16 protein-coding genes and 1 riboswitch are annotated in these 18,590 nt (G+C 71.9%); of the genes, 8 read left to right on the top strand and 8 right to left on the bottom strand.

Annotation, left to right across the window (positions count from 1 at the left end):
• Positions 1-332 precede the first annotated feature (332 nt).
• Positions 333-1,664, top strand: a complete 1,332-nt coding sequence (locus EAO76_RS12415; protein ID WP_148835985.1) for an N-acetylmuramoyl-L-alanine amidase — start codon at positions 333-335, stop codon at positions 1,662-1,664.
• 64 nt (positions 1,665-1,728) lie between these two features.
• On the opposite strand, the gene EAO76_RS12410 is transcribed toward EAO76_RS12415, so the two are convergent.
• A complete protein-coding gene (locus EAO76_RS12410) occupies positions 1,729-2,865 on the bottom strand; it encodes an aminoglycoside phosphotransferase family protein (protein ID WP_148835984.1) in 1,137 nt (378 codons plus the stop codon).
• A gap of 232 nt (positions 2,866-3,097) precedes the next feature.
• On the opposite strand from EAO76_RS12410, the gene EAO76_RS12405 reads away from it, so the two are divergent.
• Positions 3,098-4,594 (top strand): hypothetical protein, encoded by a 1,497-nt coding sequence (locus tag EAO76_RS12405; RefSeq protein ID WP_148835983.1) that lies wholly within the window; start codon positions 3,098-3,100, stop codon positions 4,592-4,594.
• 219 nt (positions 4,595-4,813) lie between these two features.
• Here the strand turns inward: EAO76_RS12405 and EAO76_RS12400 are convergent, their stop codons facing one another.
• Positions 4,814-6,259, bottom strand: coding sequence for a PP2C family protein-serine/threonine phosphatase (locus tag EAO76_RS12400; protein ID WP_148835982.1), 1,446 nt, complete (start codon positions 6,257-6,259; stop codon positions 4,814-4,816).
• A gap of 458 nt (positions 6,260-6,717) precedes the next feature.
• Here EAO76_RS12400 and rpmG point away from each other — a divergent pair, with 458 nt between their 5' ends.
• From rpmG to EAO76_RS12380, 4 genes are all read left to right on the top strand, one after another.
• Positions 6,718-6,882 carry a 50S ribosomal protein L33 gene (gene rpmG, locus EAO76_RS12395; RefSeq protein ID WP_148835981.1) on the top strand — a complete coding sequence of 55 codons (165 nt, stop codon included), beginning with the start codon at positions 6,718-6,720 and terminating at the stop codon, positions 6,880-6,882.
• A 91-nt stretch (positions 6,883-6,973) separates the two neighbouring features.
• Positions 6,974-7,234 carry a type B 50S ribosomal protein L31 gene (locus EAO76_RS12390; RefSeq protein WP_148835980.1) on the top strand — a complete coding sequence of 87 codons (261 nt, stop codon included), beginning with the start codon at positions 6,974-6,976 and terminating at the stop codon, positions 7,232-7,234.
• Positions 7,235-7,546: 312 nt separating this feature from the next.
• Complete coding sequence (locus EAO76_RS12385) at positions 7,547-8,323, top strand: DUF4389 domain-containing protein (protein WP_148835979.1); 777 nt, start codon at positions 7,547-7,549, stop codon at positions 8,321-8,323.
• Between the two features lie 42 nt (positions 8,324-8,365).
• Positions 8,366-8,881: a DinB family protein gene (locus EAO76_RS12380; protein ID WP_148835978.1), complete on the top strand. Its 516-nt coding sequence runs from the start codon at positions 8,366-8,368 to the stop codon at positions 8,879-8,881.
• A gap of 44 nt (positions 8,882-8,925) precedes the next feature.
• On the opposite strand, the gene EAO76_RS12375 is transcribed toward EAO76_RS12380, so the two are convergent.
• Together EAO76_RS12375 and EAO76_RS12370 are read right to left on the bottom strand one after the other, a co-directional pair.
• A complete protein-coding gene (locus EAO76_RS12375) occupies positions 8,926-9,636 on the bottom strand; it encodes a hypothetical protein (protein ID WP_148835977.1) in 711 nt (236 codons plus the stop codon).
• A 454-nt stretch (positions 9,637-10,090) separates the two neighbouring features.
• A complete protein-coding gene (locus tag EAO76_RS12370) occupies positions 10,091-10,861 on the bottom strand; it encodes a hypothetical protein (protein ID WP_148835976.1) in 771 nt (256 codons plus the stop codon).
• Positions 10,862-11,227: 366 nt separating this feature from the next.
• Between EAO76_RS12370 and EAO76_RS12365 the strand changes: the two genes are divergently transcribed.
• Positions 11,228-13,762, top strand: coding sequence for an ATP-dependent Clp protease ATP-binding subunit (locus tag EAO76_RS12365; RefSeq protein ID WP_148836172.1), 2,535 nt, complete (start codon positions 11,228-11,230; stop codon positions 13,760-13,762).
• Between the two features lie 482 nt (positions 13,763-14,244).
• On the opposite strand, the gene EAO76_RS12360 is transcribed toward EAO76_RS12365, so the two are convergent.
• The 4 genes from EAO76_RS12360 to EAO76_RS12345 are packed head-to-tail and all read right to left on the bottom strand — an operon-like array spanning position 14,245 to position 17,826.
• On the bottom strand, positions 14,245-15,006 hold the full coding sequence (locus tag EAO76_RS12360; RefSeq protein ID WP_148835975.1) for a (2Fe-2S)-binding protein: 762 nt from the start codon (positions 15,004-15,006) through the stop codon (positions 14,245-14,247).
• Complete coding sequence (locus EAO76_RS12355) at positions 15,003-15,791, bottom strand: ABC transporter ATP-binding protein (RefSeq protein ID WP_148835974.1); 789 nt, start codon at positions 15,789-15,791, stop codon at positions 15,003-15,005. The genes EAO76_RS12360 and EAO76_RS12355 overlap by 4 nt, the downstream gene beginning before the upstream one ends.
• Entirely contained in the window at positions 15,788-16,843 is a 1,056-nt protein-coding gene (locus tag EAO76_RS12350; protein WP_262375414.1) for an iron ABC transporter permease, read from the bottom strand. Before EAO76_RS12350 ends, EAO76_RS12355 begins: the two co-directional genes overlap by 4 nt.
• Positions 16,840-17,826 carry an ABC transporter substrate-binding protein gene (locus EAO76_RS12345; RefSeq protein WP_148835973.1) on the bottom strand — a complete coding sequence of 329 codons (987 nt, stop codon included), beginning with the start codon at positions 17,824-17,826 and terminating at the stop codon, positions 16,840-16,842. Before EAO76_RS12345 ends, EAO76_RS12350 begins: the two co-directional genes overlap by 4 nt.
• 38 nt (positions 17,827-17,864) lie before the next feature.
• A riboswitch (cobalamin riboswitch) is annotated at positions 17,865-17,988 on the bottom strand.
• Positions 17,989-18,236: 248 nt separating this feature from the next.
• On the opposite strand from EAO76_RS12345, the gene EAO76_RS12340 reads away from it, so the two are divergent.
• Complete coding sequence (locus EAO76_RS12340) at positions 18,237-18,515, top strand: hypothetical protein (protein ID WP_148835972.1); 279 nt, start codon at positions 18,237-18,239, stop codon at positions 18,513-18,515.
• Positions 18,516-18,590: the final 75 nt, after the last annotated feature.

The following is an 18,590-nucleotide window of genomic DNA, read 5'->3' as shown; positions in this document are numbered from 1 at the left end:
ACTACCCTTCGGCCATTCGAGGTACTCATATCCCGGATTAGTCAGATAAAAAGCATGCACATGGGTGGTGTCCGGGATGTGCCCGATGCCGTGCGTCCGCTCCCCGGGGAACGGGCAACGAGCCGCCACCGAAGGCCGGTTGAATCTTTCCGCATGCAGGTCAAAGGCTCTTTCAGTGGTCTGGTCCACTGGCTCGGCCCGCGACCTCGGCCGATCCCTTGACTCGCTGTCATGTCAGGTCGGAGAGTGTGCGCGCACAGCGGATCAGCGGAACGGATCACGCACGCCCAGCACGCCCGGCTCGACACGCACGGCTCCGAAGAAGGGTTGTCATGACGTCCAAGCAGAGGACCGGACTCGCACTCGCGCTCACCGGCGTCGGCGCACTGAGCATGGCACTGCTCAGTCCCGTGGCACAGGCCGGAGCGGACGAGGTGCGTCCGGAATGCCCGCGCGGCCTCGCGTGCGACTGGGTTCCGGCGGCCTACCAACAGACGGGCGACCCCGCCGACAAGGAGACGTACGGGAACTACGACACCGCGGACCGGCCGAACACCAACAAGGTCCGCTTCATCGTCCTGCACGACACCGAGGAGGACTTCGACACCACGCTGAAGATCTTCCAGAACCCGCTGAAGCAGGCGTCCGCCCACTACGTGGTGCGCTCGGCCGACGGCCATGTCACCCAGATGGTCAAGGGCAAGGACGTGGCCTGGCAGGCGGGCAACTGGTACGTCAACAGCCACTCCATCGGCATCGAGCAGGAGGGCGTCGCCGTCGACGGCGCCAAGTGGTACACCCCCGAGATGTACCGCTCCACCGCCAAGCTGGTGCGCTACCTCGCCGCCAAGTACGACATCCCGCTCGATCGCCAGCACATCATCGGCCACGACGGGGTGCCGCCCACCACCGCGGCCGGAACCAGGAACATGCACTGGGACCCGGGCCCGTACTGGGACTGGAACCGCTTCATGAAGCTGCTCGGCGAGCCCACGGTGCCGACCGCGCCCCGCAGCAGCGAACTCGTCACCATCAGCCCGGACTTCAAGAAGAACCGGCAGGTCTTCCGCGACTGCGAGAAGGGCGTGGACCTGCCGGCCCAGGGCTCCAGCGCCGTCCCGCTGCACACCGCGCCCTCCGTCGACGCGCCCCTCTTCTCCGACCCCGGCCTGCACCCCGACGGCTCGCCCGGCACGAACTGCGCCGCCGACTGGGGCAGCAAGATCAGCGCCACCCAGCAGGCGGTCGTCGCGGACCACGCCCCCGGCTGGACGGCGATCTGGTGGTACGGCAAGAAGGCATGGTTCCGGACCCCGGCCCACGCCCGGAGCACCACACCGACCTCCGGCTACGTGGTCAGGCCGAAGACCGGCCGCACGGACGTCCCGGTGTACGGGGTGGCGTACCCGGAGAAGTCCGAGTACCCCGCGGACTTCGGGGACAAGCGGGTGGGCTCGCCGCTCCCGTACACGATCGGGGCGGGCCAGTCGTACCCCGGCGGCGGCGAGGCGCCCACGGGTTACTTCTACGCGCCGACGATCGACTCCTCGGCCCCCTTCGACCACACGTACTTCGGTGGCGGGGAGAAGTACGTGACGGTGCAGATCGGCCACCGGATCGCCTTCGTGAAGGCGTCCGACGTGGACATCGTCCGCACGCGCTGAACCACAACGACGCGCGCGGACCCGGTGTGTCGGCACCGGGCCCGCGCGCGTCCCCCTGGACAGGTCAGCGAGTGCCGACCGCGGCTCGTACGGCTCTGCGGGCCATGGCGCAGTCGTCGTGCAGCCGACGCAGCAGCAGCCGCTGCTCCTCGCTCGACGACAGGGCTCCGGGCCGGTCCTGACCGGCGCCGGGAGGCATCGGATCACGCATGGCCCGCTGGACGGCCGTCTCGTACGTGCGGATCTCACGGGTCAGGACCAGCATGAGGTTCACCAGGAACGCGTCACGTGCCGCGGGCCCCTTGGCCTGGGCGAGCTGGCTGATCTGACGCCGCGCCGCGGGCGCGTCCCCCAGGACCGTCCAGAGCGTCGCCAGGTCGTAGCCCGGCAGGTACCAGCCCGCGTGCTCCCAGTCGACCAGCACCGGACCCGTGGGCGACAGCAGGATGTTGGAGAGCAGCGCGTCACCGTGACAGAACTGCCCCATGCCCTGACGTCCGCCCGCGTGCGCCAGGCCGTGCAGCAGCTTCTGCAGGTCGCCCAGATCCCGGTCGGTGAACAGCCCCAGCTCGTGGTAGCGGGAGATCCGGGAGGCGTAGTCCAGCGGGGCGTCGAAGAGCCCCGGGGCCGGCCGCCATTCGTTGACCCGGCTGATCGCACCGAGCACGGCCCGCACATCGGCACGGGGCGGGGCCTCCGACGGGTGTCTGGTCAGCGCCGCCACCCGTCCCGGCATCCGCTCGATCACCAGCGTGCAGTTCTCCGGATCGGCCGCGATGAGACGCGGCACCCGCACCGGGGGACGGTGCCGGACGAACGCACGGTATGCAGCTATTTCGTGCCGGAACCGCTCCGACCACGCGGGCGAGTGGTCCAGTAAGCACTTGGCCACCGCGGTCGTCCGTCCGGTGGAGCCGACGAGCAGGACCGAACGGCCGCTGCGGCGCAGCACCTGGACGGGGTTGAACTCGGGACAGATCCGCTGCACCGAGGCGATCACCATCCTCAGCTGCGCGCCCTGCGGGCCGGACAGGTCCAGCCGTCCGCTGAGCGCCGGACCGCCGGGACCCGCGGGCCGACGCGGGCGGACCGTGCCGGGCACCGACGGAGCGGCGTGCGGAGTGAGATACGGTCCGCCGCCCGCCCCCAGGGGGCGGAGCGGCCGGGGCGGGGCGGTCACGGAGGACGATGCTGTGTACATGAGCGAGACAGATCCCTTCGTGCGCCGACAAGTTGCGTGCGCCGCCCCGGCCCGGCGACCGTTCGGCACCCTGGGGAGTACCTAGGGCTGCCGGGCGGGGTGGCGCTTTCCTACCTGACACCGAACTCCGGGTGGCAGACCATGTGGCGTGCCCTGGCGAACCATGGCGAATAGTCGCAAGGCATCTGACAGGGGGTTACTGTCAACACAGCCGAGAACCTGGGGGCTTGACGTGACCGGAGAACCCAACACCCGCCTGTCCGACCTGTTCGGCCTCGCCGGCTGGTCCAAGGGCGAACTCGCGAGAATGGTGAACAGGCAGGCGGCGGCCATGGGCCATCCGCAACTGGCCACCGACACCTCGCGGGTGCGGCGTTGGATCGACATGGGGGAGTCACCCCGCGATCCCGTGCCCGAGGTGCTGGCTGCCCTGTTCACCGAGCGACTCGGTCGTGTCGTGACCATCGAGGACCTCGGGTTCGGCCGACGCGGGCGTGCAGGGAAACGGCGGGGCGTCGGGACGCAGCACAATCCCGACGGGTTGCCGTGGGCGCCCGAGCGGACGGCGGCGGTCCTCACCGAATTCACGGGAATGGACCTCATGCTCAACCGACGCGGCTTGGTGAGCGCGGGCGCCGCGCTCGCCGCAGGATCGACCATCACCGGCCCCATGTACGACTGGCTGCACACGGATCCCGTGCTGGCGGCCGACGTCCCACGGATCAACGACCCCTTGCACGCGGAGCCTGCCGGTTTCGACCGGTACGAGGCCGCGCCCATCGGGTCGGAGGAGATCGAAGCGCTCGAACGGTCCGTCGAGGTGTTCCGTGCCTGGGACGCGTCCCGGGGCGGCGGACTCCAGCGCAAGGCCGTGGTGGGCCAGCTCAACGAGGTGGGCGGCATGCTCGCCTACCGCCACCCCGAACACCTGCAACGCAGGCTGTGGGGCGTGGCGGCCAACCTGGCGGTGCTCGCGGGATGGATGTCGCACGACATCGGACTCGAACCGACCGCCCAGAAGTACTTCGTCATCGCGGCCCACGCGGCGCGCGAGGGCGGGGACCGCCCGCGGGCGGGCGAGGCGCTCTCCAGGGCGGCCCGGCAGATGGTCCATCTCGGCCGTCCGGACGACGCCCTGGACCTGATGAAGCTCGCCAAGTCCGGTTCGGGGGACGAGGTGCTGCCCCGCACCCGGGCGATGCTGTACACCATCGAGGCGTGGGCACAGGCATCCATGGGCCGGGGCCAGGCGATGCGGCGCACGCTCGGCAAGGCCGAGGAGCTCTTCGTGTCGGACAAGAGCGATGTGCCGCCGCCCAGTTGGATGCAGATGTTCGACGAGGCGGACCTGCACGGCATGCAGGCCCTGGCGTTCCGCACTCTCGCCGAGCACGACCCGTCGGCGGCGATCGTGGCCCAGCGCCACGCCAAGCAGGCGCTGGAGCTCCGGGTCAACGGCCGCCAGCGGTCCAAGATCTTCGACTACATCTCGCTCGCCTCGGCGTGCTTCATCGCCGACGATCCCGAGCAGGCGGACCGCTACGCGCGACTCGCCCTGGTGACGATGGGGGAGACCTCCTCGCACCGCACCTGGGACCGGCTGCGCGAAATGTACCGGCTCACCGGCCAGTTCGCGGGCTACGCGAAGATCGCGGAACTGCGCGAGGAGATCAAGCTCTCCATGCCGCAGTCCGTCATCAAACAGCCCAGGCGTTCCACGGAGATCTGACCGGGGCGCCACGACGAGGGGCGCCGACCGCCGATCGTCCGGACGCCACGGTCCGGCTGACATCGTGCCGGCCGACCGCAGCGGTCCGGTCCGTCACCGTCCGGCCACCGGCCGTTCGGGCACTGCTCCGTGGGCAGGCGGCTCCGTGCTGCCGTGTCCCGCGCCGTGCCCGGTGTCGCGGGTGTCCATGCCCTCCGTCACGGGTGCCGTCGTGCCGTTCTACACCCCGAGACGGGCGATGAGCACGCACGCGTCGTCCAGGCGCTCGGTACCGCCGAACTCCGTGAGGACGGTCCGCAGGCACTCCTGCGCCGAACCGGCCCGTGCGAAGCGCGGTGCCAGAGCGAGCAGCGCGTCCGGGTCCGCACCCCGGCCGTCGTGACCGTTCAGCCCGTCGGTGTGCAGCACCAGCACGTCGCCCGGCAGCAGGTGCACCTCGTCCTGCTCGTACGTGACCCCGGAGGCCGCGCCGAGGAGGACCCCGTCCGGTGGGGGCAGCGGGCGCCCCTGCCCGGCGCGGAACAGCAGCGGCGCGGGGTGTCCCGCCTGGGCCCAGGCCAGGGCGCCGGTCGCCGGATCGAAACGGCAGCACACCGCGCTGCCCAGAGCGGGTTGGGCGGAGGTCTCCAGCAACTGGTTGAGATGTCCCATGAGGGCGCCCGGCTCGATGCCTGCCACGGCCATTCCGCGCAGCGCGCCCAGCAGCATCGCCATGGCCGAGGTGGCCGGGATGCCGTGGCCGGTCAGGTCACCGACCGTGAGCACGGTCCTGCCGTCCGGCAGGTCCAGTGCGTCGTACCAGTCGCCGCCGATGAGGGAACTCGACTCCGAAGGGAGGTAGTGGGCCGCGACGTCCAGTGCGCCGGCTCCCCGCGAGGGGGACCGTGACGAGCCCCGCCACGGGGGGAGCACGGCCTGCTGGAGTTCGACGGCCATGCGGTGCTCGGTCCGCGCCCTGTCCTGGCGGCGGCGGAGCGTGTCGTGGCTCCGCCGCACCGTCTGCTGGCTCCGCCGCAGCTCGCTGACGTCACGCAGGACGGCCCACATGGAGGCGGTGCAGCCGTCCGTGTCGAGGACGGGCTCACCCATCATGTGGAGCGTGCGGGTCCGGCGGTCGGGTCGTACGATGCGGAACTCGCCGTCTATCGGCTTCCCGTCCACCAGGCAGCCCGTCACCAGCGCGGTGAGCAGGGGCTGGTCCTCGGGGACGAGTACGGAGGGGAGTTCGTCCAGCGAGAGCGGACCGGCCTCGGGAGACCTGCCGAAGATCTGGAACAGCTCCTCGGACCAGCTGACCTCGTCGGTGAGCAGATTCCACTCGGCGCTGCCCACCCGGCCGATCAGCGACCCCTGCCGCGGCTTCTCGGCGAGCCTTGCCGCGGTGTCCTGCGGCGGTGTGCTCCTGGACTGTTCCGGCACCGGTGGCCGCAGGCCGTCCCTGAGCTGCCCCAGATGCGTACCGAGGTTGTCGAGATGGCTGACCGCCAGATCGCAGAGCGCCCGCTGCCACCGCGCCTGCGGGTCCTCCTCGTCGACCGGCACCGTGTCGCGCCGCACGGCATCCACATCGCCGCGCAGCCGCCGGGTCCGGTCGATCAGCGTGGCCACGGCATCGTGCTCGGGCGGGTGAGGGGCGGGGCGGTCCGCGGACAGCGGGGACGGCATCTCGTACTCCGATACAGGCGCGGCGCTACCAGGTCTGAATGGTGGACCGAAGACGACTCTCGCACAGGCCGGGGGAGCCCGTAAGGGATTTGGCAACACTCGACGGGGTGTTGCTTCTGGCATATGTCACAGGCTGCGCGATGCGTCGATCCGTCGAACGGCTTTGCTGGCGGCGGACGTTGGCGCAAGTGATCCGGAGTGTGCGGACGGTTGCGCGCCCGCGCGCCTTCCTGCGGTTCGTGCGCCGGAGCGGAACGTGGCGAATGCGAAGGGGGCTGCTCCGTGCGGTCGCGAACCGCGCGTCCGCGACTACGGAGCGCAAGGTTCCGTCTCGTCTCCGGTCGGGTCGCACGGGCGGGAATGCGACCGGGGGGTGCCGCGTTACGACACCAGAACGAAAACGAAACCCATTCCCATGAGGGGAGGGGGTTCGGTGGAGAAGGAGCCCGGAGGTGCCCATGGCCCGCAATGAGACCCGTCCCGTAGTGACGCTCCGGTCGACGGCCGGAACGGGGTGGAGCTATGTGACCCGCAAGAGTCGCCGGAACGATCCCGACCGGCTGGTCCTGCGCAAGTTCGACCCCGTCGCGGGGCGGCACGTGCCGTTCCGGGAGGAGCGCTGACCCGAGGGCCGTCCTCGCCGTTCCGCGTCGTCCCGTCCCGCGCCGCCCCACGGGGGTGGCGCTCCCGCAGCAGCCTGAGGAGGCAACGAGCATGAAGTCCCGCATCCACCCCGTCTCCCGTCCGGTGGTCTTCCGCGACCGGGCCGCGGGAGCCGCCTTCCTGATCCGTACGACCGCGACCGCGGACGAGCGGGTGACCTGGGAGGACGGCCGGAGCTACCCGGTGATCGACGTGGAGACCTCGTCGGCGAGCCACCCGTTCTGGACCGGGGGCGGCCGGGTACCGGACACGGCCGGCCGTGTCGAGCGCTTCCGCCGCCGCTACGGCACCGAGGCGCCCGCCGCCGGCTGAGCCGCTCCGCCGGATCCCGCGCCCAGTGCCGTGAGTCACAGTGCGGGGGCGGGTTTCCGGGAACGGAGCGTGGTGGTTTATCGTTCACCTATATGTGGATGTCGCGTATCGCGCCCACGAAAAGCCGCCCCGGCTGGATTCCCCCGATCCGGCCGGGGCTTCTCCTCGCCCCACCCGCACCGGAACGCCCCCGGGCCCGGCAGGGGCACCCGATCGGCCCATGACCGATTGCGGGACCTCCCCGTCCGCCCCAGCGTGGGGTGACGTCGTGTGTGCCGATGGCGTACGGACCACCCCCCGACGAGGAGCGACATGGCTGACGCCCAGTGGAGTCCGCGCCCCAGGCCATGGACCGCCGAGGAACAGCTGCCCGTGCTGGACGTCATCGAGCCGCCGCGCCAGCGCCGACTCACCGTCCTGGTGCGACTGCTGCTCCTGATCCCGCACTTCGTCGTGCTGTTCTTCCTGCACATCGCCGCCGTGGTGACGGTGATTCTCGGCTGGTTCGCCGCGCTGTTCCTGGGGCGGCTGCCCGGACCGTTCTTCCGCTTCCTCGCCGGATACCTCGGCTACCAGGTACGGGTCGGGGCGAGCAGCCTGCTGCTCGTGGACCGCTACCCGCCCTTCACCCTCGGCCCGGCACCGGACTACCCGGCCCGCATCGAGGTCGTCCCCACCACGCTCAACCGGCTGGCCGTCCTCTTCCGCCTGATCCTGATGATCCCGGCGGCGATCGTGCAGGGCCTCGCCGCGTCCGGCTGGTGGGCGGTGGGGGTCGTGTGGTGGCTGATCACCCTGATCCTGGGCCGCATGCCGCGCCCCCTCTTCGAGGCCACGGCCGCCGTGCTCCGCTACACGATGCGCTTCCACGCGTACTTCCTGATGCTCACCCCGGCGTACCCCAAGGGCTTCTTCGGCGACGACGACCTCTCCGTACCGCCGCAGCAGGCGCGTTTCGCCACCCGGCCGCTCATCATGAGCAGCGCGGGCAAGGCGCTGCTCGCCCTGTTCCTGGTGCTCGGCGCGGTCACCTCCATCACCAGCTCCACCACGAGCACCTGGACGGCCGAGGACGGCGACGGCGGGTGAAATCCCTGGCCCGCTCCACCGCGCGCGGGGCATCATCGTGCGATGACATGGACAGCCCCCGAAGTGACACGCGAGTCCGGCTCGCTCGTGGCCGATGAGCGGGAGATGCTCACGGGCTATCTCGCGTGGTTCCGCGGCACCCTCCTGCACAAGTGCGCGGGGCTGACCGGGGAACAACTCGCCCAACAGACCGTCGAGCCGTCCAACCTCACGCTCCTGGGTCTGATCCGCCACATGGCGAAGGTCGAACGCACCTGGTTCCGGGAGCGGTTCGCCGGCCGGACGTTCGATCCGATGTACGCCCCGGAGAAGGGCAAGGACGCGGACTTCGAGGACCTCGACCCGGCCCGCGCCGCCGAGGACCACGCCCGCCTCGTCGAGGAGTGGCGGCTGTCGGACGAGATCGTTGCCGGTGCCTCGCTGGACGACACCTTCGCCCACGCGGGCGAGGAGTACTCGCTGCGCATGATCCACCTGCACATGATCTCCGAGTACGCGCGCCACATCGGCCACGCCGACCTGGTGCGCGAGCGTCTCGACGGGGTGACGGGAGGGTGACGCACCGCTGAGAACGGCCACGACCCCCGCGCGGGGAGGGCCCGCTACGTCGCGAGGCCGTCCGGGGCGGGCGCGCGACGGGCCTGCGGGACACCGGGGCAGCCCGGGGACGGGGCGTCGGAGGCGGTGTGCCGCTCCTGGGGCCGGTGCGCGGACGGTCCGGCGGCCGGCCGCACGTCGGTCCAGTAGATGTCGAGCATCGTGCGCAGGGTCGTCGGTTCCTGGGCGGGACCCGTGGGCACGGTCAGCCGGTCGAGGTGCCGCCACAGTTCGTGGTCCGTCTGCTCGGCACCGCCGCCGTCACGGGCGTGGGCCGCCTGGTGGCGCTGGACGGCCAGCGCCAGTTCGCGGAGCGTCTCCCGGCTCTGCTGGCCCGAGCTGTGGCTCTGCGCGCGGTTCACGTTCCGTTGCTCCTCGCCCAGTTCGGAGATGGCCCGCTGGACCCGCTGGTGGAAGTTGGCGGTGCGGCGGCGCAGCGACTCGAACTCGGCGCGCGTCGCGAACCATTCGCGCTTGCCGACCTCGCCCCGGGCGAGGCACTGGGCGTGGAACTCCTCCCGCTCGGTCTTGCGGCGGCGCAGGACACTCGCGGTCCGCTCGTGGACGTGGGTGAGGATCTTCCGGGCCCGCGGCAGATTGTCGGGGTGGGTGATCGCCTCCCACGTCGTCGCGTCACGGGTGGGCGGGTGGATGTTCGAGGTGAGCATCTGCTCGAACTCCTTGTCGGCGAGCTGCGCGAGGTCCTGGGCGTCCACTACTGGCCTCCAAGCCGGTGTTGGGCGGTATGGGTCCAGCGTGGCGTACCGCACCGACAAGCACGTAGAAATCCGGAAATGGAATGCGCCAAAGCTGAGGGCCGCGGCAGGGCGGACGGGAGGGCCCGGCTGGGGCCGGCCGACGGCCCCGCACCGGTCGGCGACCGACCGGGTCCGGCCGGTGCGGGGCCGTACCGGCAGTGCGTACGGCCCACCCCGCGGACACCGGGTGCGGGCTCCCGGGGCCGCGCCGCGACAGCGCCGGCGCACGGTCGGCGGCCGCCCCCTCGCAAGGCGCCGGGACCGTCGTTCGACTGTCCGAAACCGTACGTTCTTCATGGCTTCGACCGCCGGTGGCGCGTGCTTCGGGACGCGCCGGACACACCCCCTCGGGCACGGAAACCGCGAAGGGGCTCCCCCGGACGGCGGCCGGACGAAGGTCTGGCGCACCCCCTCAGGAGCGCCACCACGGGGCACGGACCACGTCGCTCTCCGAGGCCCCGCAGTCGAGACCGTTGACCACCTCGTCGGCCTCGATGTCCCAGCCGACGACACCGTTGCCCTGACGGCCCAGCTCCACCAGACGCGCCCGCTCGCTCCCGTGCCCGGTGTCGATGTCGCACTCCACGACGCTGGTCCAGGACCGGCCGTCCAGCGCCCCGGCCAGGGCGAGCACCGGGAGCACCCCCACGGCCAGCAGCATGGCGAACGCCCACCCGGCGTCCGCGGCACGTTCGCGCCAGCCGGAGGGAGCGGTTCCGACACGGCGCCCGCTGCCGCGCTCGCGGCGGCCGGTGCGGTACTCGGCGATCACCCCGAGGCGCAGCGCGTACGAGGCGAGGCCGGTGGCGACCCCCCACCACAGCCCGTGGAACGCCCCGACGACCAGCGTGAAGGTGACCGGGACGACGGCGGCCGACAGCAACGGGCGCAGGAGCGAGGCGTCGGACCGTACGCGGGCGCTGCTCCGGGCGGCGAAGTAGGCGTACGTGATGCGCGAGACCACGACGGAGAGCACCGTGGTGAGCAGCGCGTTGTTGAGGAGCATGCCGATCAGGACGTTGGGCCAGTTGGCCGGTTCCATGGCGACGAGCGCCTCGCTCGCCGCGCCGCCGCTGCCCAGCGTCCAGGCCAGTTTGAGGACGGGCACGGCGAAGACCACCGCCAGCAGCACGAGGTGACCGGGGCCGCCGTGCAGGTCCTCCGACTTTTCGCTGTCGCTCATGGCCCCAAGTCTTGGCGGGCTCCCGGAGCCCGGCGAGGCGACGGGCGGTCCCGGGCACGCGAGGGGCGGCACGGGGGCGGCACGGGTGGCCGAAAGACCGGCCGTACATCACCCGATCGGCGGTCTCCCGGCCGGTCCGCCACCCGGCCGGAACGTCCATGACGCCGTGACGAACACCGACCGGGGACGGCGGGCGGTCCTCCCCGCCGTTGCGGGACCCCGTCCGCGTTGGTCTAGTGAAAACACCTGCCCATGGGGGCCGCGAGGAGACCTCGACGACCGATGGGCCCCGGACCCGGCGCACGGGGGTCCGGGCCGGCGACCCCTCGCGCCCTCTCCCCGCCCCGCACACACCGGACGGTGATCATGACCATGTCCTCCTTCGGCTCCTTCGGCGGCCCGGACCCGTTCTCCGAACTGCTCAACCGCTTCTTCGGGATGTCTCCCGCCTCCTCGCCCCCTCAGGTGCAGCGGGTGCCCATCGGGCGGCTGCTGACGGAGTCGGCCCGCGAGCTGATAGGCCGCGCGACCACGCGCGCGACCGGCGACGGCAGCCGGGACCTGGACACCGAGCACCTGCTGTGGGCCGCCACCCAGGTGGAACCGGCACGCACCCTGCTCGCACGGGCCGGGGCCGACCCCGAGCAACTGGCCAAACAGATCGAGGACGTCCTGCCCGGGGAGAGCGCCACACCGTCCGCGGAACCGAGCCTGACGCCCGCCGCCAAGCGCGTGCTGCTCCAGGCGTACGAGCGCTCGCAGGCGGCCGGGGTCTCCTACATCGGGCCCGAGCACATCCTCGGCGCGCTCCTGGACACCCGGGAGTCCGGCGCGGCCAGACTGCTCGGCGCCTACGGCGCGGACACCGACCGGCTGCGGCGCGAGGCGGACAGCGCGGCGAGGGCCGAGGGCACCCCGGCGACCGGCACCAGCGACACCCCCACGCTCGACGAGTACGGACGGGACCTGACCGAGGCGGCGAAGGCCGGGAAGCTCGACCCCGTGGTCGGCCGGGCCGACGAGATCGAGCAGACCGTGGAGGTCCTCTCGCGGCGATCGAAGAACAACCCGGTGCTCATCGGCGAGCCCGGTGTCGGCAAGACCGCGATCGTCGAGGGCATCGCCCAGCGCATCGTGTCCGGGGACGTCCCCAGAACGCTCAAGGACAAGCGGGTGATCACCCTCGACCTCTCCGGCCTGGTGGCCGGAGCCCAGTACCGGGGCCAGTTCGAGGAGCGGCTGAAGAACGTCATCGACGAGGTCAAGGCAGCCTCGGACTCGACGATCCTGTTCATCGACGAACTGCACACGGTGGTCGGCGCGGGGGCGTCCGGCGAGGGCGCGATGGACGCGGGCAACATCCTCAAGCCCGCCCTGTCCCGGGGCGAACTGCACGTCATCGGCGCGACGACCATCGACGAGTACCGCAAGTACGTGGAGAAGGACGCCGCCCTGGAGCGCCGCTTCCAGCCCGTCATGGTGCCCGAGCCGACGGTCGACGAGACCATCCAGATCCTGGAGGGCCTGCGGGACTCCTACGAGGCCCACCACCAGGTCCGTTTCGCCGACGACGCGCTGGTGGCGGCGGCCGAGCTCTCCGACCGCTACATCAGCGACCGCTTCCTGCCGGACAAGGCCATCGACCTCATGGACCAGGCGGGCGCCAGGGTGCGGCTGCGGTCGCTCGGCAAGTCCACCGAGGTCGTCTCCCGCGAGGACCGGCTCGCCGAACTGAGGCGGGAGAAGGACGAGGCGGTGGCGGCCGAGGACTTCGAGAAGGCGTCCGGGCTGAAGGACGAGATCGCCGAGACCGAGGCCGAACTCGCCGGCATCGAGGAACGGCGCGAGGGCGTCATGGACGTCACCACCGCCGACATCGCCGATGTCGTCTCCCGCCGTACCGGCATCCCGGTCGCACAGCTCACCACCAGCGAGAAGGAGAAGCTGCTCAAGCTGGAGGACGCGCTGCACTCCCGCGTGGTCGGCCAGGACGAGGCGGTCACCGCGATCGCGGAGGCGGTGCGCCGCAACCGCGCGGGCATGGGCGACCCGAAGCGCCCGGTCGGCTCCTTCCTCTTCCTCGGCCCCACCGGCGTGGGCAAGACCGAACTCGCCAAGGCGCTGGCGGATCTGCTGTTCGGCGACGAGAACCGCATGGTCCGCTTCGACATGAGCGAGTTCCAGGAGAAGCACACCATCTCGCGGCTCGTCGGCGCGCCTCCCGGATACGTGGGCCACGAGGAGGCCGGCCAGCTCACGGAGAAGGTGCGCCGCCAGCCGTACAGCGTGCTCCTCTTCGACGAGGTGGAGAAGGCCCACCCCGACATCTTCAACGCGCTGCTCCAGGTCCTCGACGACGGACGCCTCACCGACGCGCAGGGGCGGACGGTGGACTTCCGCAACACCGTCGTCATCATGACCTCCAACATCGGGGCTCAGCGCATCCTCGCCCACAAGGGGGACGTCTCCGAGATCCGGGACGACCTCATGGGCGATCTGCGGGGCCACTTCCCGCCGGAGTTCCTCAACCGCGTCGACGAGACGATCATCTTCCACGGCCTGGGCAAGGACGACCTCGGCCGGATCGTCGACCTCATGCTGGACGGCAGCAGGCGCCGCGTCCGCGCCCAGGGGCTGGAGCTGGACATCACCGAGGCGGCGAAGACCCTCCTCGTCGCGCACGGCCACCAGCCGGAGTTCGGGGCCCGTCCGCTGCGCCGCACCATCCAGACCGAGCTCGACAACCGCATCGCGTCCCTGCTGCTGAGCGGTGAGGCGGAGCCGGGCGACACCGTCGTCGCCGACGTCCGGGACGACGCCCTGGTCTGCACGATCAGCCGCCCCGTGCCCTCCGGCGAACCCGACACCGATGCCGGAACCGAGGCCGCCGAGTCCGGTTGACTCCCGCCGCGCCGACGGCCCGGACCGTCCCGGGGCATTCCGGAGAGGCCGCGGACCCCTGCCGCACGGTTCYCGRGAACCGTGCGGCAGGGATGTCCAGACGGGGGAGTCGCCGTCGCTCACGACGGTGGGAGGCGGACGACGTCGGGGGAGCCGGCGACCGGACGGACGCCGATCCGGGTCCGGGTCCCGTGGACCCCGCCTTCGCGGCGAACGCCGTCCGTGAGGGCGGCGTGGGCACCGCCCATGGCCCAGTCGGCCATGGGCCGTCGCGCCGGACCTTGCCGGACCGCGCGGCGGCTGTCCGCCGGGTCGCTCCGGACAACCGGCCGGTTGCGCCGAGCCGTTGGGTCCGGCCCTCGCGCAGTCGGTCCCGCCCCGGCCGCCCGGCCCACCGAACGGATCAGGGCCGAGGCCGTCCGCCGGGATCGCGCCGTTCCCGCCGGCATCGGCGCCCGTGCCCCCCCCGGAGCCGTTCGGTACTACTTCGGCCCCGCGTACGCGCGCAGTCGCTCCTCACGGCTTGTCAGACAACAGCTCGCACAGCGCACCGCCTCCGCGCTCGTGTAGTACAGACAGCAGGTGTTGCGCAGATAGACCAGCCGCTCCGGGCCGTCCGGCGCTCGCCGGACCCGTGCGATCTCGCCCAGCGCCGCGAGCCCGCCGGGCGCGGTGTCCACGAACTGCCGCCAGCGGGCGGCCAGCAGATCCACCTCGGCGCCGTACGCGCACAGCGCCGTGGCGCAGCCATGCGCGATTCCTCCGCCCAGCTGCCTGGCCCCGGCACGGGTACGACGGCGCAGCGCATCGGCGACGGGCAGCAGATGCCCGTCGAGTACGGTGCGGTGCAACAGCCGTACGGAGTCCTCCCCGGCCCGGGGCACCAGCAGCCGGGCCCTGCGCACCCGGACTCCGCCGATCCCGTGCGCGGCGGGGCGCACCAGGACATTGCCGGAGCGCATGTCCGGGACCTCGTCGTGCAGCGCCCAATGGAGCACGGCGGCGGCGGTGACCCAGCCCGCGTACACCGCCATCAGGGTCAGCGCGGTCGCATGGCCGGTGCGGTGGCCGCTGCCGGTGCGCTCGCGCTCCAGCAGCGTGGACAGCTCCTCGCCCGCCGGATCGGCCAGTCGGTCGGCTGCCAGCCACCGCCCCGCTTCGCTCGCGGGCGGTTCGCCCTCGGTGACCTGCCAGCGCGGACCGTGCGGCAAGGGCGTCCAGACGGGGGAGTCGCCGTCGCTCATGACGGCGGGAGGTAGACGACGTTGGGGGAGCCGGTGACCGGATGGACGCCGATCCGGGTCCGTATCCCGTAGACCTCGGCCAGCAGGTCCTCCGTCAGCACCTCGTGCGGGGTGCCGGACGCCACCAGCCGCCCGGCGCCGAGGACGAACAGCCGGTCGCAGTACGAAGCGGCCAGGTTGAGGTCGTGCAGCACCAGCAGGTTGGTGGTGCCCAGCGTCCGCACCAGGCCGAGGATCTCCAACTGGTAGCGGATGTCCAGATGGTTCGTGGGCTCGTCGAGCGCCAGCAGCCCCGGTTCCTGGACCAGGGCACGGGCGATCAGGGCCCGTTGCCGTTCCCCGCCGGACAGTTCCTCGAACCGCCGGTCGGCCAGGGGCGCCGCGCCGACGCGCCGGAGCGCCCGGTCGATGCGGCGGGCGTCGTCGGCGTCGTCCTGCTCCCAGAACCGTTTGTGCGGGCTCCGGCCCATCGCCACGACCTGGCGCACGGTCAGGCCGAAGGTGCCGGGGCTGTCCTGCGGCACGACGGCGACGCGGCGGGCCCGTTCCTTCACGCCGAGGGCCGCCGCGTCCACCCCGTCCAGCAGGATCCGGCCCGTCGCAGGGCGCAGGGCGCCGTACACACAACGCAGGAAGGTGGTCTTGCCGCTGCCGTTCGGTCCGACCAGGCCGACCGTCTCGCCGGGGGCGGCGTCCAGCGCGACCGCGTCGAGCAGGGTGCGGCCGGCCACCTCGTAGCCGATCCCGTCGGCGACGAGTGCCGTCGGGGGCGGTGCCGGGCTCATCCGGTGATCCCTTCGGTGCGGCTGGAGCGGCGCAGCAGCCAGAGGAAGAACGGCCCGCCGACCAGGGCGGTGACCACCCCGGCGGGAATCTCCTCGGGGGCCGCCACGGTCCGCGCCAGCAGATCGGCCAGCAGCAGGAAGACGGCCCCGCCGAGCGCGGTCACCGGCAGCAGCCTGCGATGGGACGCGCCGACGACCAGCCGGGCGGCGTGCGGAACCATCAGGCCGACGAAGCCGATCGCCCCGCTGTAGGCGACCAGCACGCCGACGATCAGCGAGACCAGCACGAAGGCACAGCCCCGGAAGCGTCCGGGGTCCAGTCCGAGACTGCGGGCCCCCTCCTCGCCGGTCAGCAGCAGGTCCAGCGGACGGGCCAGCCCGATCAGGAGCACGGACCCGACGCCCAGGACCACGGCGGGCAGCACCAGTTGGTCCCAGCGGGCACCGCCCAGACCGCCCAGGGTCCAGAACAGGATCGCCCGCACGTGCTCGGCCCGGGAGGACAGCACCAGGATCAGGCTGGTGAACGCGGACAGCACGTACTGGACCGCCACCCCGGACAGGACCAGCCGGCCCGTCGTCATGGTGCCGCCGCGCCGGGCCATCGCGTAGACCGCGACCAGCGCGGCCATGGACCCGGCGAACGCCGCGACGGGCAGCGCCACATCGGTGGCCACCCCGGCGCCGACCCCCAGCACGACGACCGAGGCGGCGCCCGCCGACGCCCCGGACGAGGCGCCCAGCAGGAACGGATCGGCCAACGGGTTGCGCACCAGCGCCTGGAGCACCGCGCCCGACAGGGCCAGCCCGGCGCCGACGACGGCCCCGAGCAGCACCCTGGGCAGCCGCACCTCCCACACGATCGTCGGGTACGCACCGGTGCGTTCACCGCCCAGGACCGTACTCAGCACCTCGCCCGGCGGAATCCGTACCGGACCGAGCGCCAGACCGGCCACCGCCGCCGCGAGCAGCAGCACCGTGAGGACGCCGATCACGACGGGGGCCGAGCGCAGGGCGGACTTCGGGCCGGGGCGGGCGGACCCCGCGCTCACGGGGTGCCGGGGTGCAGCTGCCCGGCCAGGTCCTGCACGGCGTCGGCGACCCGGACCCCGAGCACGGCCGAGGACAGCGGGAGCACCGCGAACTTCTTGTTCCTGATCGCCGGCACGTCCGCGAGCGCCGGATCGTTCAGCAGCCGCTTCTTCTTGGCCGCGACCGTGGTGCCTCCGTAGTCGTAGATCACGACCACCTCGGGCCTGCGCTTGATGACCTGTTCCCAGGACACGTCGCCGAAGGTGGCGTCGAGGTCCGCGAAGACGTTCCTGCCACCGGCGAGCTCGACGATCTCGTTGCCGATGCCCTTGCCGCCCGCCGTGAACGCGGAGCTGTCGCCGGAGTCGTACACGAACACCGAGCGGGGCGAGGCGCCCTTGAGGCCCGCCTCGACCGCCGCGATCCCCCGCCGTTCCCGGGCGATCAGCTTGCTGCCGCGCTCCGGTACGCCGAAGGTCCTGGCGACCTGGGTGATCTCGGTGGCGAGCTGATCGAGGCCGACCCCGCCCTCGGCGCAGCTCTCGATGTTCAGCCGGGTGTTGATGCCGTTCTTCCGGAGCTCCGCCCGGTCCTGGCCCCTGGCCTTGTCGAAGGCGCTGTCGTACCCGCCGTAGACGAAGTCGGGATTGGCGCCGAGCAGCACTTCCTTGGAGGGGTATTCCTTCGCGAGCACCTTGGTCCGGTCGTACGCGGACCGGTACTCCGGCAGGACGCTGTCGTCCAGGTAGGCCGTCCCGACCAGCCGGTCCCGGAGCCCGAGGGCCAGCATGATCTCGGTGACGTGCTGGTTCATGGTGACGACCCGCTCCGGCGGGGCGTCGAAGGTCGTTTTCACACCGCAGTTGGTGACCGTGTAGGGGAAGCCGTCGGCGGCCGGTGCGGCCCCCGCCCCGTCCTCGTCGCCGGTGCCGGAGCCGCAGCCGGTGAGCGGCAGCAGGAGCAGGGGTATGAGTACGAGCGGTACACGGCGGATCCGTGGCATGGCCGGCCCTTTCCGGGGGATGTCCTCGTCCCCTGGGTCGTCTGGGAAGGCGGCGCGGCCAGTATCTGGCTTCCGGGCCGTTGCAGCCCGGTCACAGTGGCGGGACCGTACCGGATTCACACCGGTTTCCTGACGCGCGTCGCCCGTGTTCTCTGAGCCCATTCTGTCAGACGGCGCGTTCCGGCAGGCCATGGCCCTTGCGCCGGGGTGCCCCGCTCCGTCCTCGGCCCGGTCGGCACACCGCTCTCCCGCGACGGCGGGATCTGCCGGGGCACGGCACAAGGGGATCGTGTCCGGACCGGAACATGGTGGGGAACGAACGTTCATGGAGTGAACTCCATGACACGTACGGGTGATTGTCCTCGACGGTGGTGCGGCGTCACCCGGGAGTGGGGCTATCTCTGCTGGTTGTGATCGAGAACTTGCTGCGTGCCGCCACGGTGGCCGCTCTCACCGCCCTGTCCCTCACCCCGGCGGGCCCGGCACTCGCGGACGAGGGGCCCCTCGTGCCGCAGGTGAACCCGTGCGCCGCCGTCGTGGCGCCCGCCGGCCAGATCTGCGTGCCGTCGCCCAAGCAGTGCATCAAGGCGCCGTGCCCCCAGTACGACCTGCTCCACATCCTCCCGTACCACCCGCTGCCCTTGTACGGGGAGGTCATGGCCGCGCAGGGCCCGAACCCCACCCCCTGACGAGACCCGGTGCCCTGCCGCGCGGTCCGGCCACGTCCGTGACCGCGCGGCAGGGCACCGGCACGGGGACCGCCG

The organism is Streptomyces sp. sk2.1, assembly GCF_008120935.1.
In the GTDB taxonomy this organism is placed as follows: Bacteria; Actinomycetota; Actinomycetes; order Streptomycetales; family Streptomycetaceae; genus Streptomyces.
This window is presented reverse-complemented; position numbering and strand designations above follow the sequence as displayed.

What these genes read in the sequence shown, in the direction of transcription:
- EAO76_RS12400 (WP_148835982.1), bottom strand. Translation starts at nt 6,259, where the DNA reads ATGCCGTCCCCGCTGTCCGCGGACCGCCCCGCCCCTCACCCGCCCGAG.
- rpmG (WP_148835981.1), top strand. Translation starts at nt 6,718, where the DNA reads ATGGCCCGCAATGAGACCCGTCCCGTAGTGACGCTCCGGTCGACGGCC.
- EAO76_RS12345 (WP_148835973.1), bottom strand. Translation starts at nt 17,826, where the DNA reads ATGCCACGGATCCGCCGTGTACCGCTCGTACTCATACCCCTGCTCCTG.
- EAO76_RS12365 (WP_148836172.1), top strand. Translation starts at nt 11,228, where the DNA reads ATGACCATGTCCTCCTTCGGCTCCTTCGGCGGCCCGGACCCGTTCTCC.
- EAO76_RS12380 (WP_148835978.1), top strand. Translation starts at nt 8,366, where the DNA reads ATGACATGGACAGCCCCCGAAGTGACACGCGAGTCCGGCTCGCTCGTG.
- EAO76_RS12415 (WP_148835985.1), top strand. Translation starts at nt 333, where the DNA reads ATGACGTCCAAGCAGAGGACCGGACTCGCACTCGCGCTCACCGGCGTC.
- EAO76_RS12355 (WP_148835974.1), bottom strand. Translation starts at nt 15,791, where the DNA reads ATGAGCCCGGCACCGCCCCCGACGGCACTCGTCGCCGACGGGATCGGC.
- EAO76_RS12410 (WP_148835984.1), bottom strand. Translation starts at nt 2,865, where the DNA reads ATGTACACAGCATCGTCCTCCGTGACCGCCCCGCCCCGGCCGCTCCGC.
- EAO76_RS12370 (WP_148835976.1), bottom strand. Translation starts at nt 10,861, where the DNA reads ATGAGCGACAGCGAAAAGTCGGAGGACCTGCACGGCGGCCCCGGTCAC.
- EAO76_RS12360 (WP_148835975.1), bottom strand. Translation starts at nt 15,006, where the DNA reads ATGAGCGACGGCGACTCCCCCGTCTGGACGCCCTTGCCGCACGGTCCG.
- EAO76_RS12390 (WP_148835980.1), top strand. Translation starts at nt 6,974, where the DNA reads ATGAAGTCCCGCATCCACCCCGTCTCCCGTCCGGTGGTCTTCCGCGAC.
- EAO76_RS12385 (WP_148835979.1), top strand. Translation starts at nt 7,547, where the DNA reads ATGGCTGACGCCCAGTGGAGTCCGCGCCCCAGGCCATGGACCGCCGAG.